Raw genomic sequence first — 23,777 nt, forward strand, 5'->3', positions numbered from 1 at the left:
TGCGCCTATATGCGGGTCGAATAAGAGTGGATGGGATCGGATGACCGATCCCCGCGAGGAGATTAGCCATGGGCTCCATGAGCATCTGGCATTGGGCCATCGTCATCGTCGTCATCGCGCTGCTGTTCGGCGGCCGGGGCAAGCTGTCGGGCATCATGGGCGACGCCGCCAAGGGCATCCGCGCCTTCAAGGACGGCCTGAAGGACGACGACAAGAAGGACGGCCCGCACGAGGGCGTCAGCTCGCTGCCCCGCACCGAGGCGGAAAAGGAAGAGCTGAAGCGCTAGTCGTCGTCTGTAAGGGCTGACGCATGGGCGGGCTCGGCCCCGGTATCGGGGGTTTCGAAATAGTTGTGATCGGCCTGGTGGCCCTGCTTGTTGTGGGGCCAAAGGATCTGCCTGTCCTGATGCGGCGCGTCGGTCAGATGGTGGCCAAGGCGCGCGCCATGGCCAACGAGTTCCGATCCAGTTTCGACGAGATGGCGCGTCAGTCCGAACTGGACGACCTGCGTAAGGAGGTCGAGGCGCTGCGCACGGGGCAGGGGGCCATGTATCCCCTGGGCGCCGAGGCGGACGCCGCGTTCAAGGACATCAACGCCGGATTGACCGGGCCGACTGCGGCGGCTGCCCTGCCTGCCCCCGAGACGGAGGCGCCGATCATGACGTCTGCGGCCGATGAATGGCCGGATACGCCCGCGCCCGTTGAGCCCGTTACGACGACGAAATCCAAGCGAGCGGCCCCCAAGGCAAAGACGGGGGCGGCTGTCGCCGGATCGGCGACCGCCAAGCCTCGCTCAGCCGCCAAACCGAAGACCGCCGCGCCGGCGGCCAAGACCAAGCCTGCAGCCGCCAAGCCCAAGACCTCGCGCAAGAAAGCCGCTGACCTGTGACGCCTTCCGATCGTGACGAGGCCGAGATCGAAGCGTCACGCGCGCCTTTGATGGATCACCTGATCGAGCTGCGCGGACGACTGCTCATCTGTGTGGTGGCTTTCTTCCTGGCCTTCATTCTCTGCTTCGCCTTCGCCAATCAGATCCAGATTGCGCTGATCAAGCCGTATCAGGCCGCCGTGGCGATCCATGCCGCAGCTTTGGCGACCGGCGGGCACGCCAATCCCATCGAACTGATCGCGGTGATGACGGGGATCAAACCCTATCCGCCAGGCAGCGCCGCCGTTGTCCAGCTGATCGCCACGGCGCCGCTGGAACAGCTCTTCACCAAGATGAAGATCGCGGCCTTTGGTGCGGCAGTCCTGACCTTCCCGGTCATGGCGTGGCAGATGTACCGGTTCGTGGCGCCGGGTCTTTATCGCAACGAGCGCGGGGCGTTTCTGCCGTTCCTGATCGCCGCGCCTGTGATGTTCTGCCTCGGCGGGGCGTTGGTCTATTACGTCATGCTGCCGTTCGTGATGCTGTTCTCGCTGAGCCAGCAAGTCGCCACCGACGGCATATCCGTAGCGCAGACGACCAAGATTTCCGACTACCTCAGCCTGGTGACCTCGTTGCTGCTCGCCTTCGGCCTTTGCTTCCAGCTGCCTGTGGTGACGACTCTTCTCGGCCTCGCCGGTCTGATCAGTTCCAAGGTCATGGCGGCCGGTCGGCGCTACGCCATCGTCGCTGTCGTCGTGGTCGCAGCCGTGGTCACGCCGCCCGATCCGATCAGCCAACTGATGTTGGCCGTGCCTTTGGTCATCCTCTACGAAATTTCAATCTGGTGCGTGCGACTGATCGAGCTGCGCCGCAAGAAGGCGGACGATCTGGAAGCCGAGATCGCTTAGCGCCGCGGCGGCGTGTTGATCGCTGCTCGAAACAGCCAGGCCATGCAAAAAGGGCCGGGGAGCGATCCCCGGCCCTTTGTCTTGGCTGCGATCAGATGATCAGCAGCTGTAGTACATGTCGAACTCGACAGGGTGCGGATGCAGTTGCAGACGCATCACCTCTTCCATCTTCAGCTCGATGTAGCTGTCGATGAAGTCGTCATCCATGACGCCGCCCTTCTTGAGGAAGGCGCGGTCCTTATCCAGGTTCTCCAGCGCTTCACGCAGCGAGCCGCAGACCTCGGGGATCGAGCCGCGCTCTTCCGGCGGCAGGTCGTAGAGGTTCTTGTCGGCGGGCGCGCCCGGATCGATCCGGTTCTCGATCCCGTCCAGACCGGCCATCAGCAGGGCGACGAAGGTCAGATAGGGGTTGCCCATCGGATCGGGGAAGCGCGCTTCCAGACGCTTGGCCTTGGGCGAGGAGACGTGCGGGATGCGGATCGAGGCCGAACGGTTGCGGGCCGAATAGGCCAGCTTCACCGGGGCTTCATAGCCGGGGACCAGACGCTTGTAGCTGTTGGTGGTCGAGTTGGCAAAGGCATTGATCGCCTTGGCGTGCTTAATGATGCCGCCGATGTACCACAGACATTCCTGCGACAGACCAGCGTACTGGTCGCCGGCGAACTGGGGCTTGCCGTCCTTCCAGATCGACATGTGAACGTGCATGCCCGAACCGTTGTCCGCAAACATCGGCTTGGCCATGAAGGTCGCCGACTTGCCGTAGGCGTGGGCCACATTATGGATCACGTACTTATAGAGCTGCAGGCGGTCGGCCATGGTCAGCAGGTCCGAGAACTTCAGGCCCAGTTCGTGCTGAGCCGGAGCCACCTCGTGGTGATGCTTCTCGGGCTGAAGGCCCAGATCGCGCATGACGCCCAGCATTTCGCCGCGCAGGTCCTGTCCGGAATCGACCGGATTGACGGGGAAGTAGCCGCCCTTGGGCCCAGGGCGATGGCCCATGTTGCCTTCGGCATACTCAGCGCCGGTGTTGGCGGGCAACTCGGTCGAATCGTAGCTGTAGCCGGTGTCGTGCGGCTGGGTGGACCAGCGTACGTCGTCGAAGATGAAGAACTCGGCCTCCGGTCCGAAGAAGACTTGGTCGCCCACGCCCGACGACTGGACGTAGGACAGCGCCTTCTTGGCCATTGAGCGGCTGTCGCGGTTGTAGGGCTCGCCGGTGTCCGGGTTCAGCACGTCGCAGAACAGGAACATCGTCTTCTGCTGATAGAAGGGATCGATGTAGGCCGTGGTCAGGTCCGGCTTCAGCAGCATGTCGGACTCGTTGATGGCCTTCCAGCCGGCGATCGACGAGCCGTCGAACATCGTGCCCTCGTTCAGGAAGTCCTCGTCGACCAGATCGACGTCGAAGGTGACGTGCTGCAGACGGCCGCGCGTGTCGGTGAAGCGGACGTCCACATATTGGACCTCCTCATCCTTGATCTCTTTGAGGATCTTGCTGGCGCTCATTCTCGAAAAGTCCTGTTCTTGTCGTTTGGGGAGGAGACCGGACAGCGACCCGAGGGCCGAGGGCCGGGGAGGGTAGTCAGGTCAGACGGCTTGGGCTCCGGTTTCGCCGGTGCGGATGCGGATCACTTCGGCGACGTCGGACACGAAGATCTTGCCGTCGCCGATCTTGCCTGTACGAGCCGAGGTCTGAATGGCCTCGACAACTGCGGGCGCCAGGTCGTCGGCGACGACAACCTCGATCTTGATCTTGGGCAGGAAGTCGATGACGTATTCTGCGCCGCGATACAGTTCGGAATGACCCTTCTGGCGACCATATCCCTTGGCCTCCAGCACAGTCATGCCTTGCACGCCCACGTCCTGGAGCGCCTCTTTGACGTCATCCAGCTTGAAGGGCTTGATGATGGCTTCGATTTTCTTCATGGCGACCCCGGAGCGGCGCACGGAATGCAGCGGCGCTCGGGCGCGAATGGGACACAGCAGGGCCGCTCAAAGCAAGCGATTTTCGCAGGCTGGCGAAGGATAATCGGAACGCGGATGATAGAAACCAACGACCCGGCGATCTGGCGCAATTTTCTGCCTTGGCCGAGCGCCGAAACGCACAAGCATGTGCGTGGACGTTTGGCGGTCGTTTCAGGAAAGGCGCATCATACCGGCGCCGCGCGGCTTGCAGCCCATGCAGGTCTCAGGATGGGCGCTGGTGTCGTGCGAATCCTTTGTCCGCCAGATGCAGCGTCGGTGATCGCGCCGGCTGTGCAGGCGGTGATGTTGACGCCTTTTTCTTCACCCGAAAACTTAAGTCGAGAAGCTGCCGGCAGCGACGCCATCGTGATCGGACCTGCCGCAGGGCTGGACGATGCGACGATCGTAAACATTCAGGCGCTGGGTTCGACCGGCGCCGTTCTGGTGATCGACGCCGACGGCCTGTCGGTCTTCAAGGGTCGAACGGCCGAACTGTTCGCCGTGTTGGATCGCGACGACATCCTGACGCCGCATGAAGGTGAGTTTGAGCGACTGTTCCCAGGCCTGCTTGCGCAAGGCCGCGAAATGGCCATTAAAGAGGCGGCGCGAGCGGCCCAGGCGACGATCGTCTTGAAGGGCGCCCAGACGCTGATCGCATCGCCTGACGGCCGCGTCCGCAGAAACGACAACGGCTCGCCGTGGCTGGCGACAGCCGGAACCGGCGACGTCTTGGCTGGCATGATCGGCGGATTGGCGGCCCAGCGTATGGACAGCTTCGATGCCGCTTGCGCCGCCGTCTGGCTTCATTCCGACGCCGCAGAACGCTTTGGGCCGGGGCTGACCTCGGACGACCTCTACGATGCCTTGCCGAAGTCCTTGTTCGAGCAGTGGAAGGCTTCGGCGATCTAGCTCAGCCTATCGACCCTAATCAATTTATTTCGCAGATGGCCCAAGTTCGCTCTATGTTGCAGTTTTAACCTGCTGACCTAGGTAATTAAATTAGTGGACGACGGCTAGATTGGCGTTGCAGCACCAAGCGAGGTCGCTGTTGCAGCGCGCGACAGTTGAAAGTCGTCGTCCGAGCTAGCTAGGTCGCCGCCAACTTCCTGTGGACAAGGCAAAACGGCTCACATCTGAAGGGCCGCTTGTGACTCTTTGGCGACTTTCGGAGAGTCCGCTTCGTGCCGGTTTGCCAGCGTGAGCCTCTGGCGCTTCGAAGCTGCTCGCACCACCGAAGATCGGAGTTCATTGGTGGCCATTTGGAGTCCGCTTTAATCTTCTGCATGTCCGGGTGATCTGGCGACCACTCGGCAAAATGAACGCATCGTCGGACTAATCGAAGGTCGACCGCTCGCTCAACTCTGACAGCCCGAGCAGGGCCGGATAGGGTTAGGCCTGTGGCTTGGCAGGAGCGGGCTTCGGAGCATAGAATTGGGCACGAGGCGCAGAACTCATACGAGGGACGAATGAAGTCGATCATGCTGGCGATGGCCGTCATCGCTGTGGCCGCATCCCCGGTCGGGGCCGGACAGGCTCAGAACCGCATCGTCGTGGAATTCGCCGCAGACAGCGACGAGGTCTCGACTCAGAGCATGGTGGCTCTCTCTCGCTTCGCGCGGGCGCATCCGGACAAGGACCTCCTGATCGAGGGCCATGCGACGCTGGCGGAGTCGGAGAACAGTCCAGACTATGCGACCGGACTCTCGCATCGACGCTCGGCCAAGGTGCGGATGGCGATTTGGGAAGACGATGTGGCACGACGGCAGTTGTCAGGCCAGCGAACGATGACGTCGTCAGGGTACGGAGCCAGTCGCCCTCTCAACGGGATAGCCCCGGACCATCGGCGCAATCGCCGGGTCGAGGTTTCGCTTCAGGGACCGGACGCCGGCTAGTAGCCGCGCGACCCAATGTAGTACCTCTGCTGGGGCCCTGCAGTCGGTATCGGCCATCTGAATAGTCACAGTCCGGTGCCGTGCGAGTACCAATCGCTCCTAAACGCAAACACAGTGTGCTCGACGGACGCGAGCAGGGTGAAGTGGCCCGCCGAGCGTTTGGGATCTGCGGGCGTTCAGACGGCTATGGCGATTTGAAAGCCATCAGGAATTCGAGCAGGTCCGAGCCATCGGTCGCTTCGAGCCTGTAGTCCTGAGCCTGCTCTCTTGGCAGGGCGTCGAAGCGGGTCCGTATCGACTGGGCGTGGCCAGCGCTGGTGAGCGTCACGGTGGCGGAGCAAATTATTTGGATCCGGTCCGGGTGTTCGAATTCGATGCGTTGGTCGGAAAAGGAGACAATCATCGCATCGCGTTGGGCGGTGGTGAACTTCCAAGTCGGTAGAAGTCCCTTCACGACAACGCCCGCGCGCGCCCATACGTCAGGGTGAGCGCAGAACCGCGCATCCTCGCGGTCCAGCAGCTCGCGTGCGGACTGGGCGTTCGCAGGGCTTGAGAACAGGGTGAGGTATAGGCCGACGGCCGTTGCGGTAACGATGCGGTGCATTGGAAATCCCGAACTTGGTCCATCGAGACTAAGGGGAGGTGATGAACAATCAACCCTCAGCAACCCGGTTGCCAAGACCCCTGTCGTCAGATGTGATCAGGGGACCAGCTATGGCTCAGCGAAGGCAATCGGGTACTAAGGGGTGATGGCGATGAGGATGATGACGGGTCTGGTCATTTGCGCGGCGCTTGCTTCACCGGATGCGGCGAGCGCCTGTCGGCGATCGCCCAACCCTGGGACACTCATGTCGCGTGAGTACACGACCGTCGCCGTCGTGAGAATCGAGGACGTGATCCCGACATCGCCGTCGAATCCAGAAAACGAGTGGCGGGCAATGGCGACCCGAGTGAGCGTTGTGGAGGGCGCGGAACCCGCCTTGAACCTGCTTCTCGGACATGCGGAAATCCCGAACTGCCGGGAACGTCGGCCGGCTCCGCGCGCCGGCGAGTACTGGGTTGCGTACATGGACGGTGTCGGCGACCCCGATAGTGTCGTGTACAATGCGTGGCCGCTCGATTTCGCCCGTAGTCTCGATCCAAGATTTAGCGGAGCGCCGGCGCGATGAGGAACCGAGCATGATGATATACGCGTCGATCTTCGCCGCCTTGACGGTGCAGTTGGGCCCGCCGCCGCCCCTGATTTCGGTCGTCCAGCTCGCCGACGAAAGCACAACGGCAGACGGCCGCGCCGCTACTCAGACGATTATCGAGAAGCTGCAGCCCGGTTACGTCCGCATCAGACCCAGTGAAGTGTCAGCGAAGGCCCTCGACGCCTGTCGGACCGACCCGTCGCCCGTTGAAGTGTGCTTGTCGGATGCGTTGGGCAAGGCGGGGGCAGCCTCGGGACAAGTCGTTCTGGTGACACGGGAAAAGGATGGCGTCCTGCACTGGCTGTGCGTCGGGAGGAATGTCGGCCCGTTTACTGCCGCGCGACAGTCCGTAGAGCTTGGGCCATTGGCGGATCTGTATGCCGATGGCGAGAGCGAACTTCTCCATCGGGCGGCCGCCTGCCTGACCTATGCCGGCAACCAGAGCGGCTGGTAGGCGTCGAGGGCTTTCTCGGCTGCTGTATTGGAGTTTGGCGTCACGGGGTTGTTGCAGACGATGCCCCGCAAAATGTCCGCGACGGGTTGGCTGGGTCGGGAAAGACATTGGCGAACAGGGGAGCATTCGATCCGTCACGCCGATCCTCGACACGCCATCGTCCGCGCTCCCCCGGTCGATCAGAGGTTATGCGCAGCGTGTAGGCGCGGGACTCGCCGCTCGACGACGGTTCGCCGGCGGCCCTGAAGAAGGCTCCTGTCTGTTCACCGCCGCGTTGATCTGAGATTCGGAATGCGACCTGCCCCGCAGGATCGACGACTTCCAGGACGGCGTCGAAATCGGGCGACGAGATGCTCAACCAGATTTGCTGAGCGGGGGCGAGGCTCGTTCCACTGCGGTGCGACCATCGGCCCGTAGCGTCGCGTCCATCATTACAATCTTCGCCGAGCACGCCTCGCAGACCCGTGCCTGCGGCCAAAGGCGGGGGGCGTCCCGGCATGGGCGGAGGTGCGGGATCCTGTGCTGGCATCGTCAGTCCGAGGGAGAGGACTATCAGTGCGATGGGAAGCGTCATGAGATTGAAAGCTCCACCGACTGCTGTTTGCCATGCATCCAGGGCCTGAACTTACCGTCGAGCCGAACAAGCGATCAATACTCAAGTTCGCTGGAGCCGCTGGAGGTGCTGACGCCCCGATCCAACAGATGGTGACGGCAGCGAGCATCTCTCGGCGCCAATCGACATCCCGCTATCCGACGCCCGCCAACCCTTTGCGCTCGCTGTATTCGGTTCGCGCTGAACCGGCGAGGCTCGCCATTCGAACCTGCTCCACGATCCAGCGGTCTAGGTCCTTGCCGTCCTCACGCTTGAGTTCGACACCCGCGTTGCGAAGACGCGTCAGGTGAACAGCCGCTCCATAGTTCGCCGCCGACAGCCATTGAAGGCTCTCCAGCACAACTTCATGGCTCATGGTGACACCAGGCTCCGGGGGCGGCTCAAGCCACCTGTCAAGATGCGCCATGATGGTCTGAAGGGCCTCGTCCAACGCCGGCGTCATCGTCCTCACCGATTGTTCATAGCAGCCGACATCCTGGCCGAAATTACCAAGTCGGCAAAGGTCGCAAACCAGCGACGGCGTCCGGACGGGCGCCCCGTTTGCCCTGCTGGCGTTTCGTCGGCTCACCCTCCATCTTCTTGAGCCTGGGTGGGAGGGGGCAACGTTGATGATCTCCGGTTTTCTGGCCCGCTTCGGCATCGGACGCGCGCCGTGCGGGCTTTGTCAGTCGCCACGCTGGCGACATTTCATGGCTATCTGAGGATGGAGATCGCTTACGCCTGCGCCGACTTGGATGAACCGGTCATGCTGGAGATCGTCGTCCGCAAGCCGAAGCGGATATTCGTCGTCTGCGAGTCTCTAAAGGGCTGGACTACGGACGGGGCCCGTGGTTGGCGGGCTGTCGCGAAAGCGGACATGGATCGAGCCCGGCAATTCAGAACTCCGCTGTTGCGCAACGAAGCTTCGGCGCAGGCGACGACCACGGCCTATTTGGCTGATTTGGCGAAGGGTACCGCCACCGAGTCCCGTTTGGCGAAGTGACTTTCCGGGTGATCGGTGCCACATCCGGCTGGCGCCTGCTGTCTCGGCGGATGACGATCCTGCCGGCTTAGCGAGCCTCAAAATGACTCTGGTAAGCCGAGTTCAGAGCCGTCCGTTCCAAAACCTTCCGGATGTCTGCTTCCGGTCGGCAACTCATCGTCCGCTGATGGCGCTTCTGAGAAATTGAGGTTCGACCGCCCCTCATGGCGCTTCTGAGAAGGCGCTACCGAACCCATAGGATTTTCCAGCCTCCTTCTGTCCGGAATTGCCGGGCGATCTGGCGATCACCCGGCAAGCGGCTGCTGAGGACTTAGAGTTCCTGAGCCGTCGGCCGAAACAGGATCTCGTTGATCCCAACGTCCTCGGGTTCATTGATGGCGAAGGCGACCAGCCGGGCCAGGGTTTCGGCAGGTACGCCGATCTGACCCACATAATCCTGGTTGGCCTTTTGGACGTCCGTCTCGCTGATGTGATCGAGGAGTTCAGTCTTGACCGCGCCAGGGGAGATGATCGTGGTCCGGATATTATGGGGCGCCATCTCCTGACGCAGGCCTTCCGAAAGGGCGCGCACCGCGAACTTGGTCGCGGAATAGACCGCCGAACCGCCGAACAGCTTGTGGCCCGCGACGGACGAGACGTTGATGATGTGGCCGGACTTCTGGGCGATCATGTGCGGCAGCGCGGCGGCGACGCCGTAGAGGACGCCCTTCAGATTGACGTCGACCATCTGATCCCATTCGTCGACCTTGACCCGCTCCAGCGGCGACAGGGGCATGACGCCGGCGTTGTTGATCAGCACGTCGATGCGGCCATAGGTCTCGACGGCGGCCGCGACCAGTCGTTGGAGGTCGTCCCGCTTCGTTACGTCCGTCGCCACGGCGATGGCCTTGCCCCCTGCTTCGGTGATCTCAGCCACGAGGGCGTCGATGCGGTCGGTGCGGCGCGCGCCGAGGACGACGGCCGCGCCCTTTCCGGCCAGGTGACGGGCTGCCGCCGCGCCCATGCCGCTCGATGCGCCTGTGATGACGACGGTCTTGCCTGTGATGTTGTCGGTCATTGATCGGCCTTTGCTTCTGTGGCCGACGTGTCGGCGAGATACTGTTCGTCGGTCACATGCTCCATTCAGGTGACGGGAGAGCCGTTCTGGCTTTCCTGGATGGCGATGTGGGTCATGGCCTCGTGCGGCGTCGCGCCGTGCCAGTGTTTGTGCTCGGGCGGGCACCACAGGATGTCGCCGGCGTGGAATTCCAGCTTCGGTCCGCCCTCGATCTGGGTCCAGCCGACGCCTTCGGTGACGATCAGGGTCTGGCCCAGCGGGTGGACGTGCCAGGCGGTGCGGGCGCCGGGCTCGAAGTGGACGATGGCGCCGCCGACGCGGGAGGGCGCCTCGCGCTGGAACTGGCCGCGAATGGTCACGCGGCCGGTGAAGAAGTCAGGCGAACCTACGCTTGTGGTCTGGTCGGCCTTGCGTGTGATGTCCATGACGGGTGCGTCTCCTTGCGTCTGCTTGGGGAGCTCTCCGCCCAACAAGGCGGCTGTGGCTGAAACAATCGAGCCGATCACGACAGATGCTCTTCGAAGAACTGGGTCAGGCGATCGAAGGGGATCAGATCGACGCGGTCGTAGAGATCGACGTGGCTGGCGCCCGGGACGATCACCAGTTCCTTGGGCTCGGTCGCCGCCGCGAAGGCGGCCTCGCTAAAGTAGCGCGAGTGGGCGTTCTCGCCGTGGATCAGCAAGATCGGCCGGGGCGAAATCTCGGCGATATAGGTCATCAGCGGGAAGGTCATGAACGACAGCGGCGTCGTGACCGACCAGGCGTTGCCGGAGTTCACCGCCCGCGCGTGATAGCCGCGCGGCATCATATAGTAGGCGTGGTAGTCGACCAGAAACTGAGGTTCGCCGCCCTTCAGCTCGTTGGCTGCAGGACCGTAGGCAGGGCCGCCGTTGCGGGCATCGACCCAGCGCTGGCGGCTCATCTGCTCCAGTGATTGGGCCCGCTGCTCAGGCGTGACGCTGTCGTTGTAGCCGCGCGACATGACGCGGGACATGTCATACATTGTGCTGGTCGCGACCGCCTTGACCCGCTTGTCCGTGGCGACGGCGTTCAGCGCCATGCCGCCCCAGCCGCAGATGCCGATGACGCCGATCCGCTCTTGGTCGACCGATGGGTGCAGGCCGAGGAAGTCGACCGCCGCCATGAAGTCTTCGGTGTTGATGTCGGGCGAGGCGACGTTGCGCGGCTCTCCGCCGCTCTCACCTGTGAAGGAGGGATCGAACGCCAGGGCCACGAATCCCCGCGCCGCCATGGTCTGGGCGTACAGGCCCGACGACTGCTCCTTGACTGCACCGAACGGACCGCCGACCGCGAGAGCCGCCAGGCGCTGGCCGTCGCGGCCCTTGGGTCGATAGAGGTCGCCCGTCAGCGTAATGCCGTATCGGTTGGTGAAGGTGACCTTCTGGTGGTCGACCGTGTCGTTGCGGGGGAACACCTTGTCCCAGTCGCTGGTCATGGTCTGCGCCTTTGCATTGGAGGTGGGGAGGAGCGACGCGGCGGCCAGGGCGGTCACGCCGGCGCCGGTCAGTTTCATCAGGCCGCGACGGTCCATCGCGGAGGCTGGCCAGGTCTGAAGGTCGGGGGAAGTCTGCGTCATGTCGGGCTCCGTGGGTTTGGGTTCAGAGGGGTTTCAGCAGGGTGCGTCCATCGCGGACGATCAGCACCGCCACGGCGGCGAGGGCGATGCTGGCGATCAGGACGGCGTGGATCGAGAGGTGGTCGAGGAGCAGGCCACCGACGACGGCGCCCAGAAGGATCGAGGCCTGGACGGCGGCGACCATCAGACCGCCTGCGGCTTCAGGCGCGTCTTCGGCGTTCTGCGACATCCAGGTCATCCAGATCACCGACATGGCGGTGTTCATGGCGCCCCAGACGACCAGAAGAACCCCTGCTGCGATCGGCCAGCCGCCGACGACCAGCAGGCCGGCGGTGACCGCGCCCATGGTCAGGGCCGGCAGACGCAGTAGCCTGGAGACGTCACCTGTGATGAAGCGGCCCGAGGCCCAGGTGCCCACGAAGCCGGCGCAACCGAGCGTGAGCAGCAGGATCGACAGGCCGGTGACGCCCACGCCGGTTACCTGTTCGAGGAAGGGCCGCAGGTATGTGAAGAGGGTGAAGGCCGAGCCCCACGACAGCATCGAGGCGATAAGGCCGATCAGGAAATACCGCCGACGCAGCAGGTCCAGCATATCGCCGATCCCTCGCTGTCCACGGGCCGGCAGCGACGGTAGGGCGACGAGGTGCCAGACCAGATTGGCGGCCACGAGCGGCGTCAGCGCCCAGAAGACCTCGCGCCAGCCGAACAGGCCGCCGAAATAGCTGCCGATCGGCGCGGCGAAGGCGGCGGCGATCGCTTGCCGCCATACATCAGGGCAAGGGCGCGCGGCACATCCGACGCCGGGACCAGTCGCATGATGACGGAGGTCGCCAGCGCCCAGAAGCCGCCGATGCACAGGCCGAGCACGGCACGGCCGCCCATCAGGACCTCGAAGTTCGGGGCGGCTGCGACCAGGACCAGTGACACACCCATCAGGCCGGTCAGACCGATGAGAACCCACTTGCGATTCAGCCGCCCTGCGACCGTGCTCACGGCTAGGCTGGCAATGACGGCGAACAGGCCGCTGATCGACACGGCTTGGCCGGTCTGCCCGACGGAGGCGTCGAGGCCCTCGGCCATAGGCGTCAGCAGGCTGACCGGCATGAACTCCGACGCGATCAGCAGCGCCACGCACAGCGCCATCGATAGCACTGCGCCCCAGGCGGCGGTCGGCGTCGTGGCTTCGGATGTGGGTGCCGCGGCGGCGAGCATGGTGGTCTCCCTCTTTCGTCGAGGGACAAACTAGGCGCTGGCCTTCAAAGCGATTAGCCATGGAGATCGGCATGAACTAATCGATGTAGACGATTAATCGAGAGGCCAACCATGGGCGGACCGGACCTGAACCAGTTGACCTGTTTCCAGATCGTCGCGGAGGAGCGCAGCTTCACCAAGGCCGCCGCCCGGATCGGCGTAGCGCAATCCACGCTCAGCCATGCCATCCGTCAGCTTGAGGCGCGTCTGGGCATCCGGTTGCTGACCCGCACGACGCGCAGCGTGGCGCCCACGGCAGCCGGCGAGCGTCTGCTTCAGACGATCACCCCGCGCCTGGCCGAGATCGAACAGGAGATCGAAAGTCTGACCAGCGTGCGGGACAGGCCGGCAGGCTCCATCCGACTGACCCTGTCCGACCACGCTTTGGACAGCGTGGTCTGGCCTAAACTCAAGCCGGTCCTCGCCGCCTATCCCGACATCAAGGTCGAACTGATCCTCGACAGCACCTTCCGCAACATCGTCGAAGAGCGGTTCGACGCCGGCGTTCGACTCGGCGAAAGCGTCGAGAAGGACATGATCGCCGTGCGCATCGGTCCCGACTGGCGTCTCGTCGCCGTCGCGTCACCCGCCTATCTGGCCGAACGCGGGAGGCCGCAGCACCCCAAGGACCTAGTGGCCCACGCGTGCATCAACATGCGCCACGAGTCGGCGGGCAGCCTCTATGCCTGGGAGTTCGAGAAGGACGGTCAGGCCCTGCGCGTCCGGGTCGACGGCCAAGTCACCTTCAACAACTCCTACGCCATGATCGACGCGGCCGTCAGCGGGCTGGGAATCGCCTATGTGCCGGAGGACATCGTCGCGGCGAATCTGGCGTCAGGCGCGTTGGAACTGGTTTTGGACGACTGGTCCCCGAGGTTCGACGGCTATTTCCTCTACTATCCCAGCCGCCGACAGAACCTCGCCGCCTTTCAGATCGTGATGGATGCGCTCCGCCATCGATGAAGCTGAAGGTCTGCTATCCAGCCAGACGTCAATGTCCGCTACTGGCGCATTGCCGACCTCGGTGAGTGATGAAGGGTAGGGCGTTGCGCCTAGCGCCGTTCTAGAAAAAAGCTGAACACATAAACCTAACGAGCATGATGATCGATTCCGCGCCACCTCGGCCACAGAACAAGCTAATGCCATTGGTGAATCCGCAATCGAGTCCGATAATCGTGACTGAGGTGCAACTTGGCTGACTCATCCTTGATCATAGATCGCATCGTCATCGTCGGGGGCGGCACGGCGGGGTGGATGGCGGCGGCCGCGCTGGCGCATGCGTTCGCGGGCGCCGGCAAGACCGTGACCTTGGTCGAATCCGAGGCGATCGGCATCATCGGCGTCGGCGAGGCGACGATCCCGGAAATCCTGAAGTTCAACGCGCGCCTGGGGATCGACGAGCCGGACTTCCTGCGTGGGACCAAGGCCACGTTCAAGCTGGGGATTGAGTTCGACGGCTGGCGACGCGAGGGCGAGCGCTATTTCCATCCGTTCGGCGCCTTCGGGCTGGATATGGAAGGCATCGCCTTTCATCATTTCTGGCTGAAAGCCTGCGCCGAAGGCGGGTCGGAGCCGTTGGAAACCTATTCCATGGCCTGGCAGGCCGCACGCCGTGGCCGTTTCGTTCATCCGCAGGGCGGGCCGCAGTCGCCGTTGTCCAGCCTGGGCTACGCCTATCATTTCGATGCGGCGCTATATGCCGCCTTCCTGCGCCTCTTTGCGGAGGGGCTGGGGGTCGTTCGGCGCGAAGGGCGGGTGGTCGAGGTCCAGCAGGCGGCGGATGGCGACATCACAGGCGTAAGGCTTGACGACGGGCGGGTCGTCGAAGGCGACTTCTTCATCGATTGCACCGGCTTCGTCGGCCTTCTGATCGAGCAGGCGTTGACGTCCGGCTATGAGGACTGGAGTTCCTGGCTTCCATGTGACAGCGCTGTCGCCGTCCCGTGTGTGCGGGAGGGGGCGTTGTCCCCTTACACACGATCGACGGCGCGCGAAGCCGGATGGCAGTGGCGCATCCCTCTGCAACATCGGGTGGGCAACGGCTACGTCTATTCCTCGGCGCACATCTCGCATCAGGAGGCCGAGGACGCGCTGATGTCGCGGTTGGAGGGCGCGGCGCTGGCCGAGCCGCGTCGCCTGCGGTTCGCCACGGGCAGGCGCAAAGACTGCTGGAAGCGCAACTGCGTGGCGGTCGGACTGTCGAGCGGATTTCTCGAGCCGCTTGAATCGACCAGCATTCACCTGATCCAAAGCGCCATCACCAAGCTGATCACCCTGTTTCCGTCGCACAAAAACAGCGAGGGCCTTCGCCGTGAGTTCAACGCGCTGATGGAGGAGGAATTCGTCACGGTCCGCGATTTCTTGATCCTGCACTACAAGGTCAACCAGCGAGAGGGACCGTTCTGGAGCCAGGTGCGCGACATGCCGATCCCGGACCGGCTGGCGGCCAAGATCGCCCTGTTCGAGGATACGGGTCGGATCGTCAGGCGCGACCATGACATCTTTTCCGAATCAAGCTGGCTGGCGGTCGCGGTGGGGCAGGGACTGACGCCGCACGGGCGTCACCCGATTTCAGATGTCATCAATCATGACGCCAATCTGGGCCGGTTGTCGGCGATCCGTGACAGCATCTGGCGCACGGCCGACGCCCTGCCAACGCACGAAGGCATCCTGACGACGACGATGAATCGTAAGGCGTTTTGAGGGCGGGCCTGCCGCCTGCAAGCCGTGTCAGCAGAATGGCGTCTGTCGCAACGGTGCACGCGCACCGCTTCTGAACCCGCCGATAGAAACGCGCCAAGTTTGGCGAGAGGCGTTGACATCGCTGTCAATCGGTAGTCCAACACGCTCGCGGACGGTCGATCAAGGCTGCCGAAACGATTGCGACGGGCTGAACCGTCCTCGGGGGGATCAGAAGTGAAGTCAGAGATGTTCCAAGCCGGCTATGCGCCCGCCGCTCGCGGGCTGCGCCGTTCCGTGTCCGCCCTGGCGTTGACCGTCGCCGTCGTCGGCGCGAGCGCCGCCCACGCCCAATCGACGCCGGCGCCGCAGACGACTGCCCCGGCCACGGACGATGCGGCGCAGGTCGACGACGTCGTCGTCACCGGCATCCGAGCGCGCATCGCATCCTCGCAGGCGATCAAGCGCGACTCCGACACCTTTGTTGACGCAGTCACGGCCGACGATATCGGCGCCCTACCGGACAAGTCGGTCAACGAGGTGCTGCAGCGCATCCCCGGCGTGAACATCAACCGCTTCCAGGGGCCGACCGACCCCGACCACTTCTCGGTCGAAGGTTCTAACGTCATCATTCGCGGCCTGTCCTATGTCCGCTCGGAGTTCAACGGCCGCGACGCCTTCAGCGTGAACACGGGGCGCGCCCTGGGCTTCAACGACGTGTCGCCGGAACTGCTGTCGAGCGTGCAGGTGTTCAAGAACGCGACGGCCGACCGGATCGAAGGCGGCATCGCCGGGGTCGTCGATCTGCGCACCCGCAAGGCGTTCGACAGCCGCAAGTTCGTCTTCGGCGCGACGGCGGAAGGCTCTTATGGCGATTTGCGTGAAAAGCCGGGCCTGGGCTTCTCGTCCCTGATCAGCAACGTCTGGGACACCCAGTACGGCTCGTTCGGCGCCCTGCTGAGCTATGGCGAATCCGACCTGTATTCCGAAGCTTACGGCAGCCACCTCACCGACTTCACCTACCGGTCCGATCTGTCGAACGGCAACGATCGCCGCTATGTGCCGCGCGGCGGTGCGGTGCGGACCCAGCAGTTCGACCGTTCGCGTTCGACCCTGGACGGTTCGCTGCAGTGGGAATCCACCGACGGCCGCGCCAAGCTGACCGGCGAATACATCCGCGCCGACTCGACCTCGGCCTGGGGCGAGCGCGTGGTCGAGGTCGATCTGGGTAGCGGCGGCAATCCCACCCCCCTGCCGGGCCAGTCGTTCACCTATGATTCCAACGGCGTCTTCACGAGCGGGCTGCTGGTCAGCAATGCGCCGAACCTGCAGGTTCTGCCCAAGCGTCAGCGCGATCTGCAAACCCTGACCGAAGACTTCTCTCTGGCCGCCGAGTTCCATCCGACCGATCGCCTGTCGATCTGGCTGGATGCGCAATACAGCAAGGCCAGCGCCGACGATCTGGACATGAGCGTCTACGGCGCAATCACGCCGCTCTACACCTTGATCGGCGAAGGGCGTCATGGCGTCCCGGACATCCAGTTCGTGGACGCGTCAGGTCAGCCGTCTGCCAGCACAAACGACCCGTCGAACTTCTACTATCGTTCGGCGATGGACCACATCGAACAGTCGGACGGTGATCAGACCGCGTTCAAGGCGGACATCAAATACGACTTCGACAATTCGCCGCTGCGCGCCATTCGCATGGGCGCACGCTATTCGGATCGCGAGCAGACGCGTCGCTACACCGCCTATAATTGGGGTGCGATTTCCGAGAGTTGGGCTGGCGGCGTCACGCCGTTCCAGACCACAGGTCCGCTCGCTGTCGAAGCCTACGACTTCCCCAACTTCCAGCGCGGTCACAATCCGACGCCGATGAACGGCTTCTATCCGACAGCCGATCTGATTGCGGCCTATCGGGACGGCACGCTGCAAGCGGCCTTGGCTGCAGCGAGCAGCTCGGGCTCGACCTGGCGTCCGCTGGATCAGCGTCCGGGCGCTATCGCCGGCACGCCGTTCTTGCCGGGCGATATCAACAACTCGGCCGAACAAACGACATCGGCCTATGTCCGGTTCGACTTCGGCTGGGATGATGTCTTCGGTCCAGACACCGCCGTCACCGGCAACCTGGGTGTTCGCTACGCCAAGACCGACTTCCAGACGCGCGGCTTCATTTCCAGCCCCAACATCGCGCAGAACTTCGGTGATGCGAACGGTTTCGACCCGCGCTTCCCTGGTCAGAACATTCCGGTGACCCAGGCCAATGCGGCGGCGATTGCGCAGTTCCGTTGCTCGACCATCCAGCCGGGGCAGTCGGCGCCGGGCTATTGCCTGCTGTCGAACGACCGTCTGAACCAGCTGGTCGCCTTCAGCGACGGCAGCTTCCAAGAGGTCGAGCGCGGCAACAGCTATGACGACTGGCTGCCCAGCCTGAACGTCAATCTGAAGTACAAGGAATGGGTGTTCCGCGGGGCCGTGTCGCGCGCCATGACGCGCCCGGACTTCGGCGTGACGGCCTTCGCCGCCACCCTGTTCTACACCGACATGAACCAGGTCCGGGACAATGGCGGCGACGTCAACACCGCCCCGCTGCTGACCACCTTCACCGGCGGATCGCAGCTGACGGGCGTCCGCTCGTGGAATTATGACTTGGGCGTGGAATGGTATTTCAAGCCGGGCAGCTCGGTGACCTTCAACGCCTTCTACAAGGACCTGTCGGACATCCTGGCCAGCGGCTCGACCGTCCAGCAGTTCAGCAACGCGCAGGGCGTCTCCACGGATGCTCAGGTCAACCAGCAGGTCAATATCGGGTCCGGCTGGATCAAGGGCTTCGAAGTCGGTTATCAGCAGACCTACAGCTTCCTGCCAGGCCTGTGGAGCGGGCTGGGCATCGAGGCGAACTACACCTACGTCGAGCCTTCGACCTTCCCCAATGCTGTGACCGAGCCGCGCTATGTGGGTCTGGAACTGCCGCTGCAGCAGCTGTCGAAGCACACCTACAACTTCTCGGTCTTCTACGAGCGGGATCGTCTGTCGGCGCGCCTGGCCTACAACTGGCGCAACGGTTTCCTGCTGACGCCGCGCGACGACGTGAACCCGTTCTCGCCGATCTTCAACGACTCGACCGGGCAGCTTGACGGTTCGATCTTCTACACCCTGAACGACAACTGGAAGATCGGCCTGTATGGCGCCAACCTGCTGGACGAGGTCACCGTCACGCAGCAGCAGACGTCCTACAACCTGAACGGCGCGAACCAGGCAGGCCCGCTAGCCCCGCGGTCCTACTTCCGCAGTGACCGTCGCGTGACGTTCAGCCTGCGCTACACCTTCTAAAACCTCTTCTCTGAGCGAAGACTTGGGGCGTCGATCTGATCGACGCCCTTTTTTTTCTTTCTGGATCAGCCGCCTTCGCGCAGCCGTTCGATGAACTGAGAATGGGCGGGCAGGGCGGCCAAGGTCTGGTCGAAAGCTATGACCATTCGCCCCAATGAAGCCGTTGCGCTCTTGATGTCCAGACGGTCGGCCTGGATGTCGTAACGGCGCGGCGTCAGGCCAAGGCCGGCCATCAGCATGGTCCAGTGCTGTGCGTCGTAGGGATCGCCATCCAGGCCGACACCGGCGTTGCGAGACGTGAACTGAGCGATGCGACGCGCCAGGTCGTCGCCAGCCGAGGCTAGTCGTTGGCCTTGCGATCCGCACAGAAGGATCAAATGGAGTCGGTCCGCGCGGTGCGTGATGTCGCGAACGACGGCATCATTATAAGCCTCGGCGCAGGCTGGAATCTGCGCGGACGCGCCCGGCAGCGATAAGACCAGTTGTGTCAGCTGTCGCTCCAGCGCGGCGCTCTCCAGGCCCAAGGCGTCGCCAAAGCGCGCCGCCGCCGGACCAAGAGCAAGACGACGGCCGCTCCAGGGATGCGTATCCAGGCCGGGGGCGAGGGCGACGTCCGACTGGGCGGCGACATCAACGCCGCCCAACCAGGCCGCAAGCGCCGTCTTCGCTACGTCAGCGGTCGCGCGATCTGCGGCGTAGGCCAGACTGGCGAAGCCGCCACCGGGCAGGGGGCTACGGCTCGCGAGCCCTTCTTCCAGGTTGGCCATATCCAGACGCGGCGCGTGATCTCCACCCGCGAAGCGCACCGTCAGACAGCGGTCGTAGCCCAGGCGCGCGGTCCAGTCGCCGTCGCCGCTGAAAACTTCGTTCGCTCGCGTTTCCAGGGTCATGAAGGCCCTGACTTCACGGGCATCTTCAAGCGTCTCCCGCACGCCAGCGCGCAGGGCGGTGTCCCGCAGTCGCGCCGTCAGAACGCGCGCGTCCAGCATCAGTCTGGGACGAAGAAGAGAGCGCGGCGATTGTCGATCCGGGCTGGGATGGGCGTAACGACCGGCCGTCATCACGCGCGCCTGAAACAGCAGCGGCTCCAGAAGCGCGGCGTAGTCGGGGGCGGCGGGCGACTGACGGGCGGCGCGCAGCACGACGTCCGCCAGCGCGACCCCATCGATCCCAGGCAGCGGCTCCTGCTCGGCGACGGCGATGTCTCGCCCCTCGCGCCAGTTGTGCAGCAGCGACCCAAGGAAGAAGCCGCCGTGGCCGTGCGCCAACAGGTCGGCGCCGTTCGACAACTGGACGAGCACGCCGTCGGGTTCGGCGATCACGACCTCAGGCTCTTCGCCGAGCGCGGGAGGAGTGGCTGCTTCGATCAGGACCGAATTACCAGATGGCAGGTGGCGGGCCAGCAGCGCGGCCGCCGCCCACGCCGCCAAGCCGCCACCCTGAATGACCCATATCTTTTCGGTCCCGGTCATTGAAGGCCACGTGCGCGCGCAGCCGCATCGCGGATGAAGGTCATGTGATCGGGCGTCCGATCGACGGTCGATCGGACGGCGTCACGCAGGGCTCCCAGCTTGTCGGACAGGACATGCGGCTCCAGCCGATCGACGCGCGGATCCCAGCCGTTCGGAACGATGTTCTGCCCCACCAGTACGGCGAGCCAGCTGGGCGGCAGGAAGACGCCGATGTCGTAGTCGGGAAGCAGGCCGCGCGACTTAAAGGCCTCGACCTTGGCCGACAGACTGTCTGGCCAGGGCATGGTTCGCATCTCGCGCCAGAACGGCTCGTCACGCTGGTTGGCGACATAATGCAGGACGAGGAAGTCACGAATCCGGTCGAACTCCAGCGCCATGATCCGATTGTATTCTTGGGCGTCCGCCGCCATCCCGACCCGGTCGGGAAACAGATCCAGCAAGGTCGTGATCCCCAACTGGATCAGGTAGATGCTGGTGGATTCCAGCGGCTCAAGGAAGCCGCCGGACAGGCCGATCGCGACGACGTTGCGGCTCCACAGCCTTTGGCGTCGTCCGGTCTTAAAGCCTAGCCGACGCGGTTCGGCCAGCGCCGGACCTTCCAGATTGGACATCAGGGTCGCCACGGCGTCCTCGTCCGAAATGTGAGCCGATGAGAAGACGTGGCCGTTTCCGGTGCGATGTTGCAGCGGAATGCGCCATTGCCACCCCGCTGCGCGGGCCGTCGCGCGGGTATAGGGGCCGACCGGCGCCGTCGTCCGGCACGGCACGGCGAAGGCGCTGTCGCAGGGCAGCCAATGGCTCCAGTCCTCGAACGTCGTCTCCAGCGCCTGATTGATCAGCCGACCGCGAAAGCCCGAGCAATCGACGAACAGATCGCCCGAGATGCGACGCCCGTCCGACAGGACGATGGCGTCGACCTCGCCGGTCGCGCGATTCAGGACGTGATCGACGACCTTGCCTTCGGTGCGGACCACGCCGCGCCCGCACGACACCTGGCGCAGGAAGGCGGCGTAGAGGCTGGCGTCGAACTGAAAGGCGTAGCTGAAGGTGGACAGCATGGAGCCGGGGTCGGAAACCGGCCGTTGGAACCGGTTCGCCTGGGCCGCCCTGACCGGATAGCTGTAGTCGCTGATGTCGGCAGCGTCGCCCATGGCGCGGAGCGCGGCCCAGACATGGTGGAAATCGATCCCCTCGATCGGCTCGCCATAAGCGCCGAAGGGATGGATGTAGCTGTCGCCCCTCCGTCCCCAATCCACGAACTGGATGCCCAGTTTGAAGGTCGCCTGAGTCTGGTCGATCAACGTCTGTTCGTCGATGCCCATGGCCGTGTTGAAGGCGCGGATGTGGGGCAGGGTGGCCTCGCCCACGCCGACGATGCCGATCTCGTCGGACTCGACCAGTTCGATTGAGACGGCGCCGCCCGCGAGACGATGAGACAGGGCGGCGGCCGTCATCCAGCCAGCGGTTCCTCCGCCCAGGATGGCGATTTTTCGGATCGGACCGGCATTGTCTTGGGTCATCATGCCGACTGTCTAGCAGACCATTTTTCGGTATGACAGCGATGGACAAGCCTGACCATAAGCAGTGTCGGCATCGCCTTTTCGAGCGGGGATGTTAGAAGCGGTCTGAGCGACGTTCAGGGGGACGGATTTTGGCGACGGTGACGATCTACGACGTGGCCGCGAAGGCGGGCGTGTCCATCAAGTCCGTGTCGCGCGTGCTCAACAACGAGCCGAATGTCAGCCCGACGCTGCGAACCAAGGTAGAGGAGGCGGCTGCGTCTCTGGGCTATCGGCGCAGCCTGTCGGCGCGCAGTCTGGCGGGGGCGTCGTCGTCGTTGATCGCGGTCCTGGTGGACGCGGATCTGACCATCGAACACTGGAAGAGCGGGCGCGGCAGCGACTATCTTGGGCGTCTGGAATTCGGCGCCCTGATGGAGGCGCGCCAGGTCGACTACCATCTGATGATCGAGCTGGTGGACCATAACTCGCCTGATCTCGAACGCGATCTGATGGCGCTCTTGAACTCCATCCGGCCCGAGGGCGTCATTCTGACCCCGCCGAACTCGGACAATACGGTGGTGATGGATGCTCTCGACGCGGCCGGTACGCCCTATGCCCGCATCGGACCGGAAGCGGCGTTCGATCGGGGCTTCTGCATCGAGATGGACGAACGGCGCGCCGCGTTGGAGATGACCCGCCATCTTGTCGACCTCGGGCACACGCGGATCGCCTTTGTCACCGGACCGGTCGCCTATGGCGCCAGCCGGCGCCGTCTGGCCGGTTACAGGGACGCCATGGCCGAGGCTGGCCTGGATGTGGCGCCAGCTTGGGTGGTGGAGGGCGACTTCACCTTCAACTCCGGGGCGCTGGCGATGGAGAAACTGCATGAGACCTCGCCCGACATCACTGCGATCTTCGCCAGTAACGACGATACGGCCCTTGGCGTCCTGCAATGTGCGGCGAGGCTGGGGCTGTCGGTGCCCGGCGACCTGTCGGTGGCCGGTTTCGACGATTCGCCCGGCGCGGGTTTCAGCACGCCGGATTTAAGCACCATCCGTCAGCCGGTAGCGGAGATGGCTGCCGCCGCCGCGCAACGCCTCATTCCGCCTCTTCGTCGTCTCTTGGACGGCGACGCCGCTGCGCGTGTCATCGTTCCGCATGATCTGATCGCGCGCCAGTCCACGGCTCGCATCAAGCATTGAAAGGCAAGCTCAGGCAGCTGTTGACAGCGCTGTCAGACGTTTGGCACAGTGGGTTTCGTCCGGGGCTGTTTCGGACATCCATATCGGCCTGAAGGCGCGTCTCCGGGGTTGGCTTGGGCGGCGTGGCGGCCGCAACGATCAGGTCTCCCTCCATGCGCATGGCCGCCACCGCCCTGGTGATCACCCTCATGTCGAGCGCCTGCGCCATCGACCCCGGCATGACTCGGGCCGTTCCAGTTCAGGCCGTGACGTCTCAGGCGTCCATCGTAACCGACGCGGCCCGCGCGCATCCGGCGCTTTGGCCCCATGCGGCGTCTCCGGCGGCGATGACGGATCGGGCGACGGAAGCCTTCGTCACCGAACTGATGAGCCGGATGACGCTGGAGGAGAAGGTCGGTCAGACGATCCAGGCCGACATCGGCTCGATCAAGCCTGAAGACCTGCTGACCTATCCGCTGGGGTCGATCCTGGCGGGCGGCAACTCCTCGCCGGGCGGCGACGAGCGCGCCTCGGCCGACAAGTGGGTGGACCTAGCCCAGGCCTTCCGTGCGGCGGCGGCCCAGCGGCCGGGCGCCAGGATCCCGCTGATTTACGGCATCGACGCCGTGCACGGTCACAACAACATCGTCGGCGCCACCATCTTTCCGCACAACATCGGCTTGGGCGCCGCGCGCGATCCCGACCTGATCCGCCGCATCGGCGAAGCGACGGCGCTGGAAGTCGCTGTGACCGGCGCCGACTGGACCTTTGGCCCGACCCTGGCCGTACCGCAGGACGACCGTTGGGGCCGGACGTATGAAGGTTATGCC

Annotated in this window: 23 protein-coding genes; 12 read left to right on the plus strand and 11 right to left on the minus strand. The window is 64.1% G+C overall.

Going from position 1 to position 23,777, the window contains the following annotated elements:
• Positions 1-68 precede the first annotated feature (68 nt).
• From ASF81_RS14565 to tatC, 3 genes are read left to right on the plus strand one after another with little or no spacing between them, the layout of a single operon-like run.
• Positions 69-287, plus strand: a complete 219-nt coding sequence (locus ASF81_RS14565) for a twin-arginine translocase TatA/TatE family subunit (protein ID WP_055810007.1) — start codon at positions 69-71, stop codon at positions 285-287.
• Between the two features lie 23 nt (positions 288-310).
• A complete protein-coding gene (gene tatB / locus ASF81_RS14570; RefSeq protein ID WP_055810009.1) occupies positions 311-889 on the plus strand; it encodes a Sec-independent protein translocase protein TatB in 579 nt (192 codons plus the stop codon).
• Positions 886-1,776: a twin-arginine translocase subunit TatC gene (gene tatC / locus ASF81_RS14575; RefSeq protein ID WP_055810012.1), complete on the plus strand. Its 891-nt coding sequence runs from the start codon at positions 886-888 to the stop codon at positions 1,774-1,776. Before tatB ends, tatC begins: the two co-directional genes overlap by 4 nt.
• A 99-nt stretch (positions 1,777-1,875) precedes the next feature.
• Here tatC and glnA read toward each other — a convergent pair whose 3' ends face one another.
• Both glnA and ASF81_RS14585 read right to left on the minus strand, forming a co-directional pair.
• Entirely contained in the window at positions 1,876-3,282 is a 1,407-nt protein-coding gene (glnA, locus tag ASF81_RS14580) for a type I glutamate--ammonia ligase (RefSeq protein WP_055810016.1), read from the minus strand.
• A gap of 81 nt (positions 3,283-3,363) precedes the next feature.
• Positions 3,364-3,702 carry a P-II family nitrogen regulator gene (locus ASF81_RS14585; protein WP_008261682.1) on the minus strand — a complete coding sequence of 113 codons (339 nt, stop codon included), beginning with the start codon at positions 3,700-3,702 and terminating at the stop codon, positions 3,364-3,366.
• 24 nt (positions 3,703-3,726) lie between these two features.
• Here ASF81_RS14585 and ASF81_RS14590 point away from each other — a divergent pair, with 24 nt between their 5' ends.
• Both ASF81_RS14590 and ASF81_RS14595 read left to right on the plus strand, forming a co-directional pair.
• Positions 3,727-4,650 carry an NAD(P)H-hydrate dehydratase gene (locus ASF81_RS14590; RefSeq protein ID WP_235559389.1) on the plus strand — a complete coding sequence of 308 codons (924 nt, stop codon included), beginning with the start codon at positions 3,727-3,729 and terminating at the stop codon, positions 4,648-4,650.
• 557 nt (positions 4,651-5,207) lie between these two features.
• Positions 5,208-5,633 carry an OmpA family protein gene (locus ASF81_RS14595; protein ID WP_055810022.1) on the plus strand — a complete coding sequence of 142 codons (426 nt, stop codon included), beginning with the start codon at positions 5,208-5,210 and terminating at the stop codon, positions 5,631-5,633.
• A 184-nt stretch (positions 5,634-5,817) separates the two neighbouring features.
• Here ASF81_RS14595 and ASF81_RS14600 read toward each other — a convergent pair whose 3' ends face one another.
• A complete protein-coding gene (locus ASF81_RS14600) occupies positions 5,818-6,237 on the minus strand; it encodes a hypothetical protein (protein WP_055810025.1) in 420 nt (139 codons plus the stop codon).
• Positions 6,238-6,812: 575 nt separating this feature from the next.
• Here ASF81_RS14600 and ASF81_RS14610 point away from each other — a divergent pair.
• Positions 6,813-7,280, plus strand: a complete 468-nt coding sequence (locus ASF81_RS14610) for a hypothetical protein (RefSeq protein WP_055810033.1) — start codon at positions 6,813-6,815, stop codon at positions 7,278-7,280.
• A 746-nt stretch (positions 7,281-8,026) separates the two neighbouring features.
• Here ASF81_RS14610 and ASF81_RS15510 read toward each other — a convergent pair.
• Entirely contained in the window at positions 8,027-8,461 is a 435-nt protein-coding gene (locus ASF81_RS15510) for a hypothetical protein (RefSeq protein ID WP_156363297.1), read from the minus strand.
• An 84-nt stretch (positions 8,462-8,545) separates the two neighbouring features.
• Here ASF81_RS15510 and ASF81_RS14620 point away from each other — a divergent pair, with 84 nt between their 5' ends.
• Positions 8,546-8,875 carry a hypothetical protein gene (locus tag ASF81_RS14620; RefSeq protein ID WP_162237603.1) on the plus strand — a complete coding sequence of 110 codons (330 nt, stop codon included), beginning with the start codon at positions 8,546-8,548 and terminating at the stop codon, positions 8,873-8,875.
• 310 nt (positions 8,876-9,185) lie between these two features.
• Here the strand turns inward: ASF81_RS14620 and ASF81_RS14625 are convergent, their stop codons facing one another.
• The 5 genes from ASF81_RS14625 to ASF81_RS15575 form a co-directional block, all read right to left on the minus strand.
• The gene (locus ASF81_RS14625) at positions 9,186-9,932 is read right to left on the minus strand and encodes an SDR family oxidoreductase (RefSeq protein WP_055810042.1); all 747 of its coding nucleotides are present in this window, start codon (positions 9,930-9,932) and stop codon (positions 9,186-9,188) included.
• A 65-nt stretch (positions 9,933-9,997) separates the two neighbouring features.
• Positions 9,998-10,357, minus strand: coding sequence for a cupin domain-containing protein (locus ASF81_RS14630; protein WP_055810045.1), 360 nt, complete (start codon positions 10,355-10,357; stop codon positions 9,998-10,000).
• A 77-nt stretch (positions 10,358-10,434) separates the two neighbouring features.
• Positions 10,435-11,529: an alpha/beta hydrolase gene (locus ASF81_RS14635; protein WP_055810048.1), complete on the minus strand. Its 1,095-nt coding sequence runs from the start codon at positions 11,527-11,529 to the stop codon at positions 10,435-10,437.
• A gap of 22 nt (positions 11,530-11,551) precedes the next feature.
• On the minus strand, positions 11,552-12,283 hold the full coding sequence (locus tag ASF81_RS15515; RefSeq protein WP_255353896.1) for an MFS transporter: 732 nt from the start codon (positions 12,281-12,283) through the stop codon (positions 11,552-11,554).
• Positions 12,205-12,741: an MFS transporter gene (locus ASF81_RS15575; protein WP_200932986.1), complete on the minus strand. Its 537-nt coding sequence runs from the start codon at positions 12,739-12,741 to the stop codon at positions 12,205-12,207. Before ASF81_RS15575 ends, ASF81_RS15515 begins: the two co-directional genes overlap by 79 nt.
• Before the next feature lie 111 nt (positions 12,742-12,852).
• Between ASF81_RS15575 and ASF81_RS14645 the strand changes: the two genes are divergently transcribed.
• From ASF81_RS14645 to ASF81_RS14655, 3 genes are all read left to right on the plus strand, one after another.
• Entirely contained in the window at positions 12,853-13,743 is an 891-nt protein-coding gene (locus ASF81_RS14645) for a LysR family transcriptional regulator (RefSeq protein WP_055810051.1), read from the plus strand.
• 243 nt (positions 13,744-13,986) lie between these two features.
• Positions 13,987-15,483 (plus strand): tryptophan halogenase family protein, encoded by a 1,497-nt coding sequence (locus tag ASF81_RS14650; protein ID WP_255353894.1) that lies wholly within the window; start codon positions 13,987-13,989, stop codon positions 15,481-15,483.
• A gap of 213 nt (positions 15,484-15,696) precedes the next feature.
• Positions 15,697-18,792, plus strand: coding sequence for a TonB-dependent receptor (locus ASF81_RS14655; protein ID WP_235559390.1), 3,096 nt, complete (start codon positions 15,697-15,699; stop codon positions 18,790-18,792).
• Between the two features lie 65 nt (positions 18,793-18,857).
• Here the strand turns inward: ASF81_RS14655 and ASF81_RS14660 are convergent, their stop codons facing one another.
• Together ASF81_RS14660 and ASF81_RS14665 are read right to left on the minus strand one after the other, a co-directional pair.
• Positions 18,858-20,264, minus strand: a complete 1,407-nt coding sequence (locus ASF81_RS14660; RefSeq protein ID WP_055810057.1) for a tryptophan 7-halogenase — start codon at positions 20,262-20,264, stop codon at positions 18,858-18,860.
• Entirely contained in the window at positions 20,261-21,787 is a 1,527-nt protein-coding gene (locus tag ASF81_RS14665) for a tryptophan halogenase family protein (RefSeq protein WP_082503592.1), read from the minus strand. Before ASF81_RS14665 ends, ASF81_RS14660 begins: the two co-directional genes overlap by 4 nt.
• 137 nt (positions 21,788-21,924) lie before the next feature.
• On the opposite strand from ASF81_RS14665, the gene ASF81_RS14670 reads away from it, so the two are divergent.
• Both ASF81_RS14670 and ASF81_RS14675 read left to right on the plus strand, forming a co-directional pair.
• A complete protein-coding gene (locus ASF81_RS14670; RefSeq protein WP_235559391.1) occupies positions 21,925-22,968 on the plus strand; it encodes a LacI family DNA-binding transcriptional regulator in 1,044 nt (347 codons plus the stop codon).
• 218 nt (positions 22,969-23,186) lie between these two features.
• A partial coding sequence (locus ASF81_RS14675) for a glycoside hydrolase family 3 N-terminal domain-containing protein (protein ID WP_369814921.1) occupies positions 23,187-23,777 on the plus strand: 591 nt, incomplete at its 3' end.

It is taken from the genome of Brevundimonas sp. Leaf168 (assembly GCF_001423685.1).
Lineage (GTDB): Bacteria > Pseudomonadota > Alphaproteobacteria > Caulobacterales > Caulobacteraceae > Brevundimonas > Brevundimonas vesicularis_C.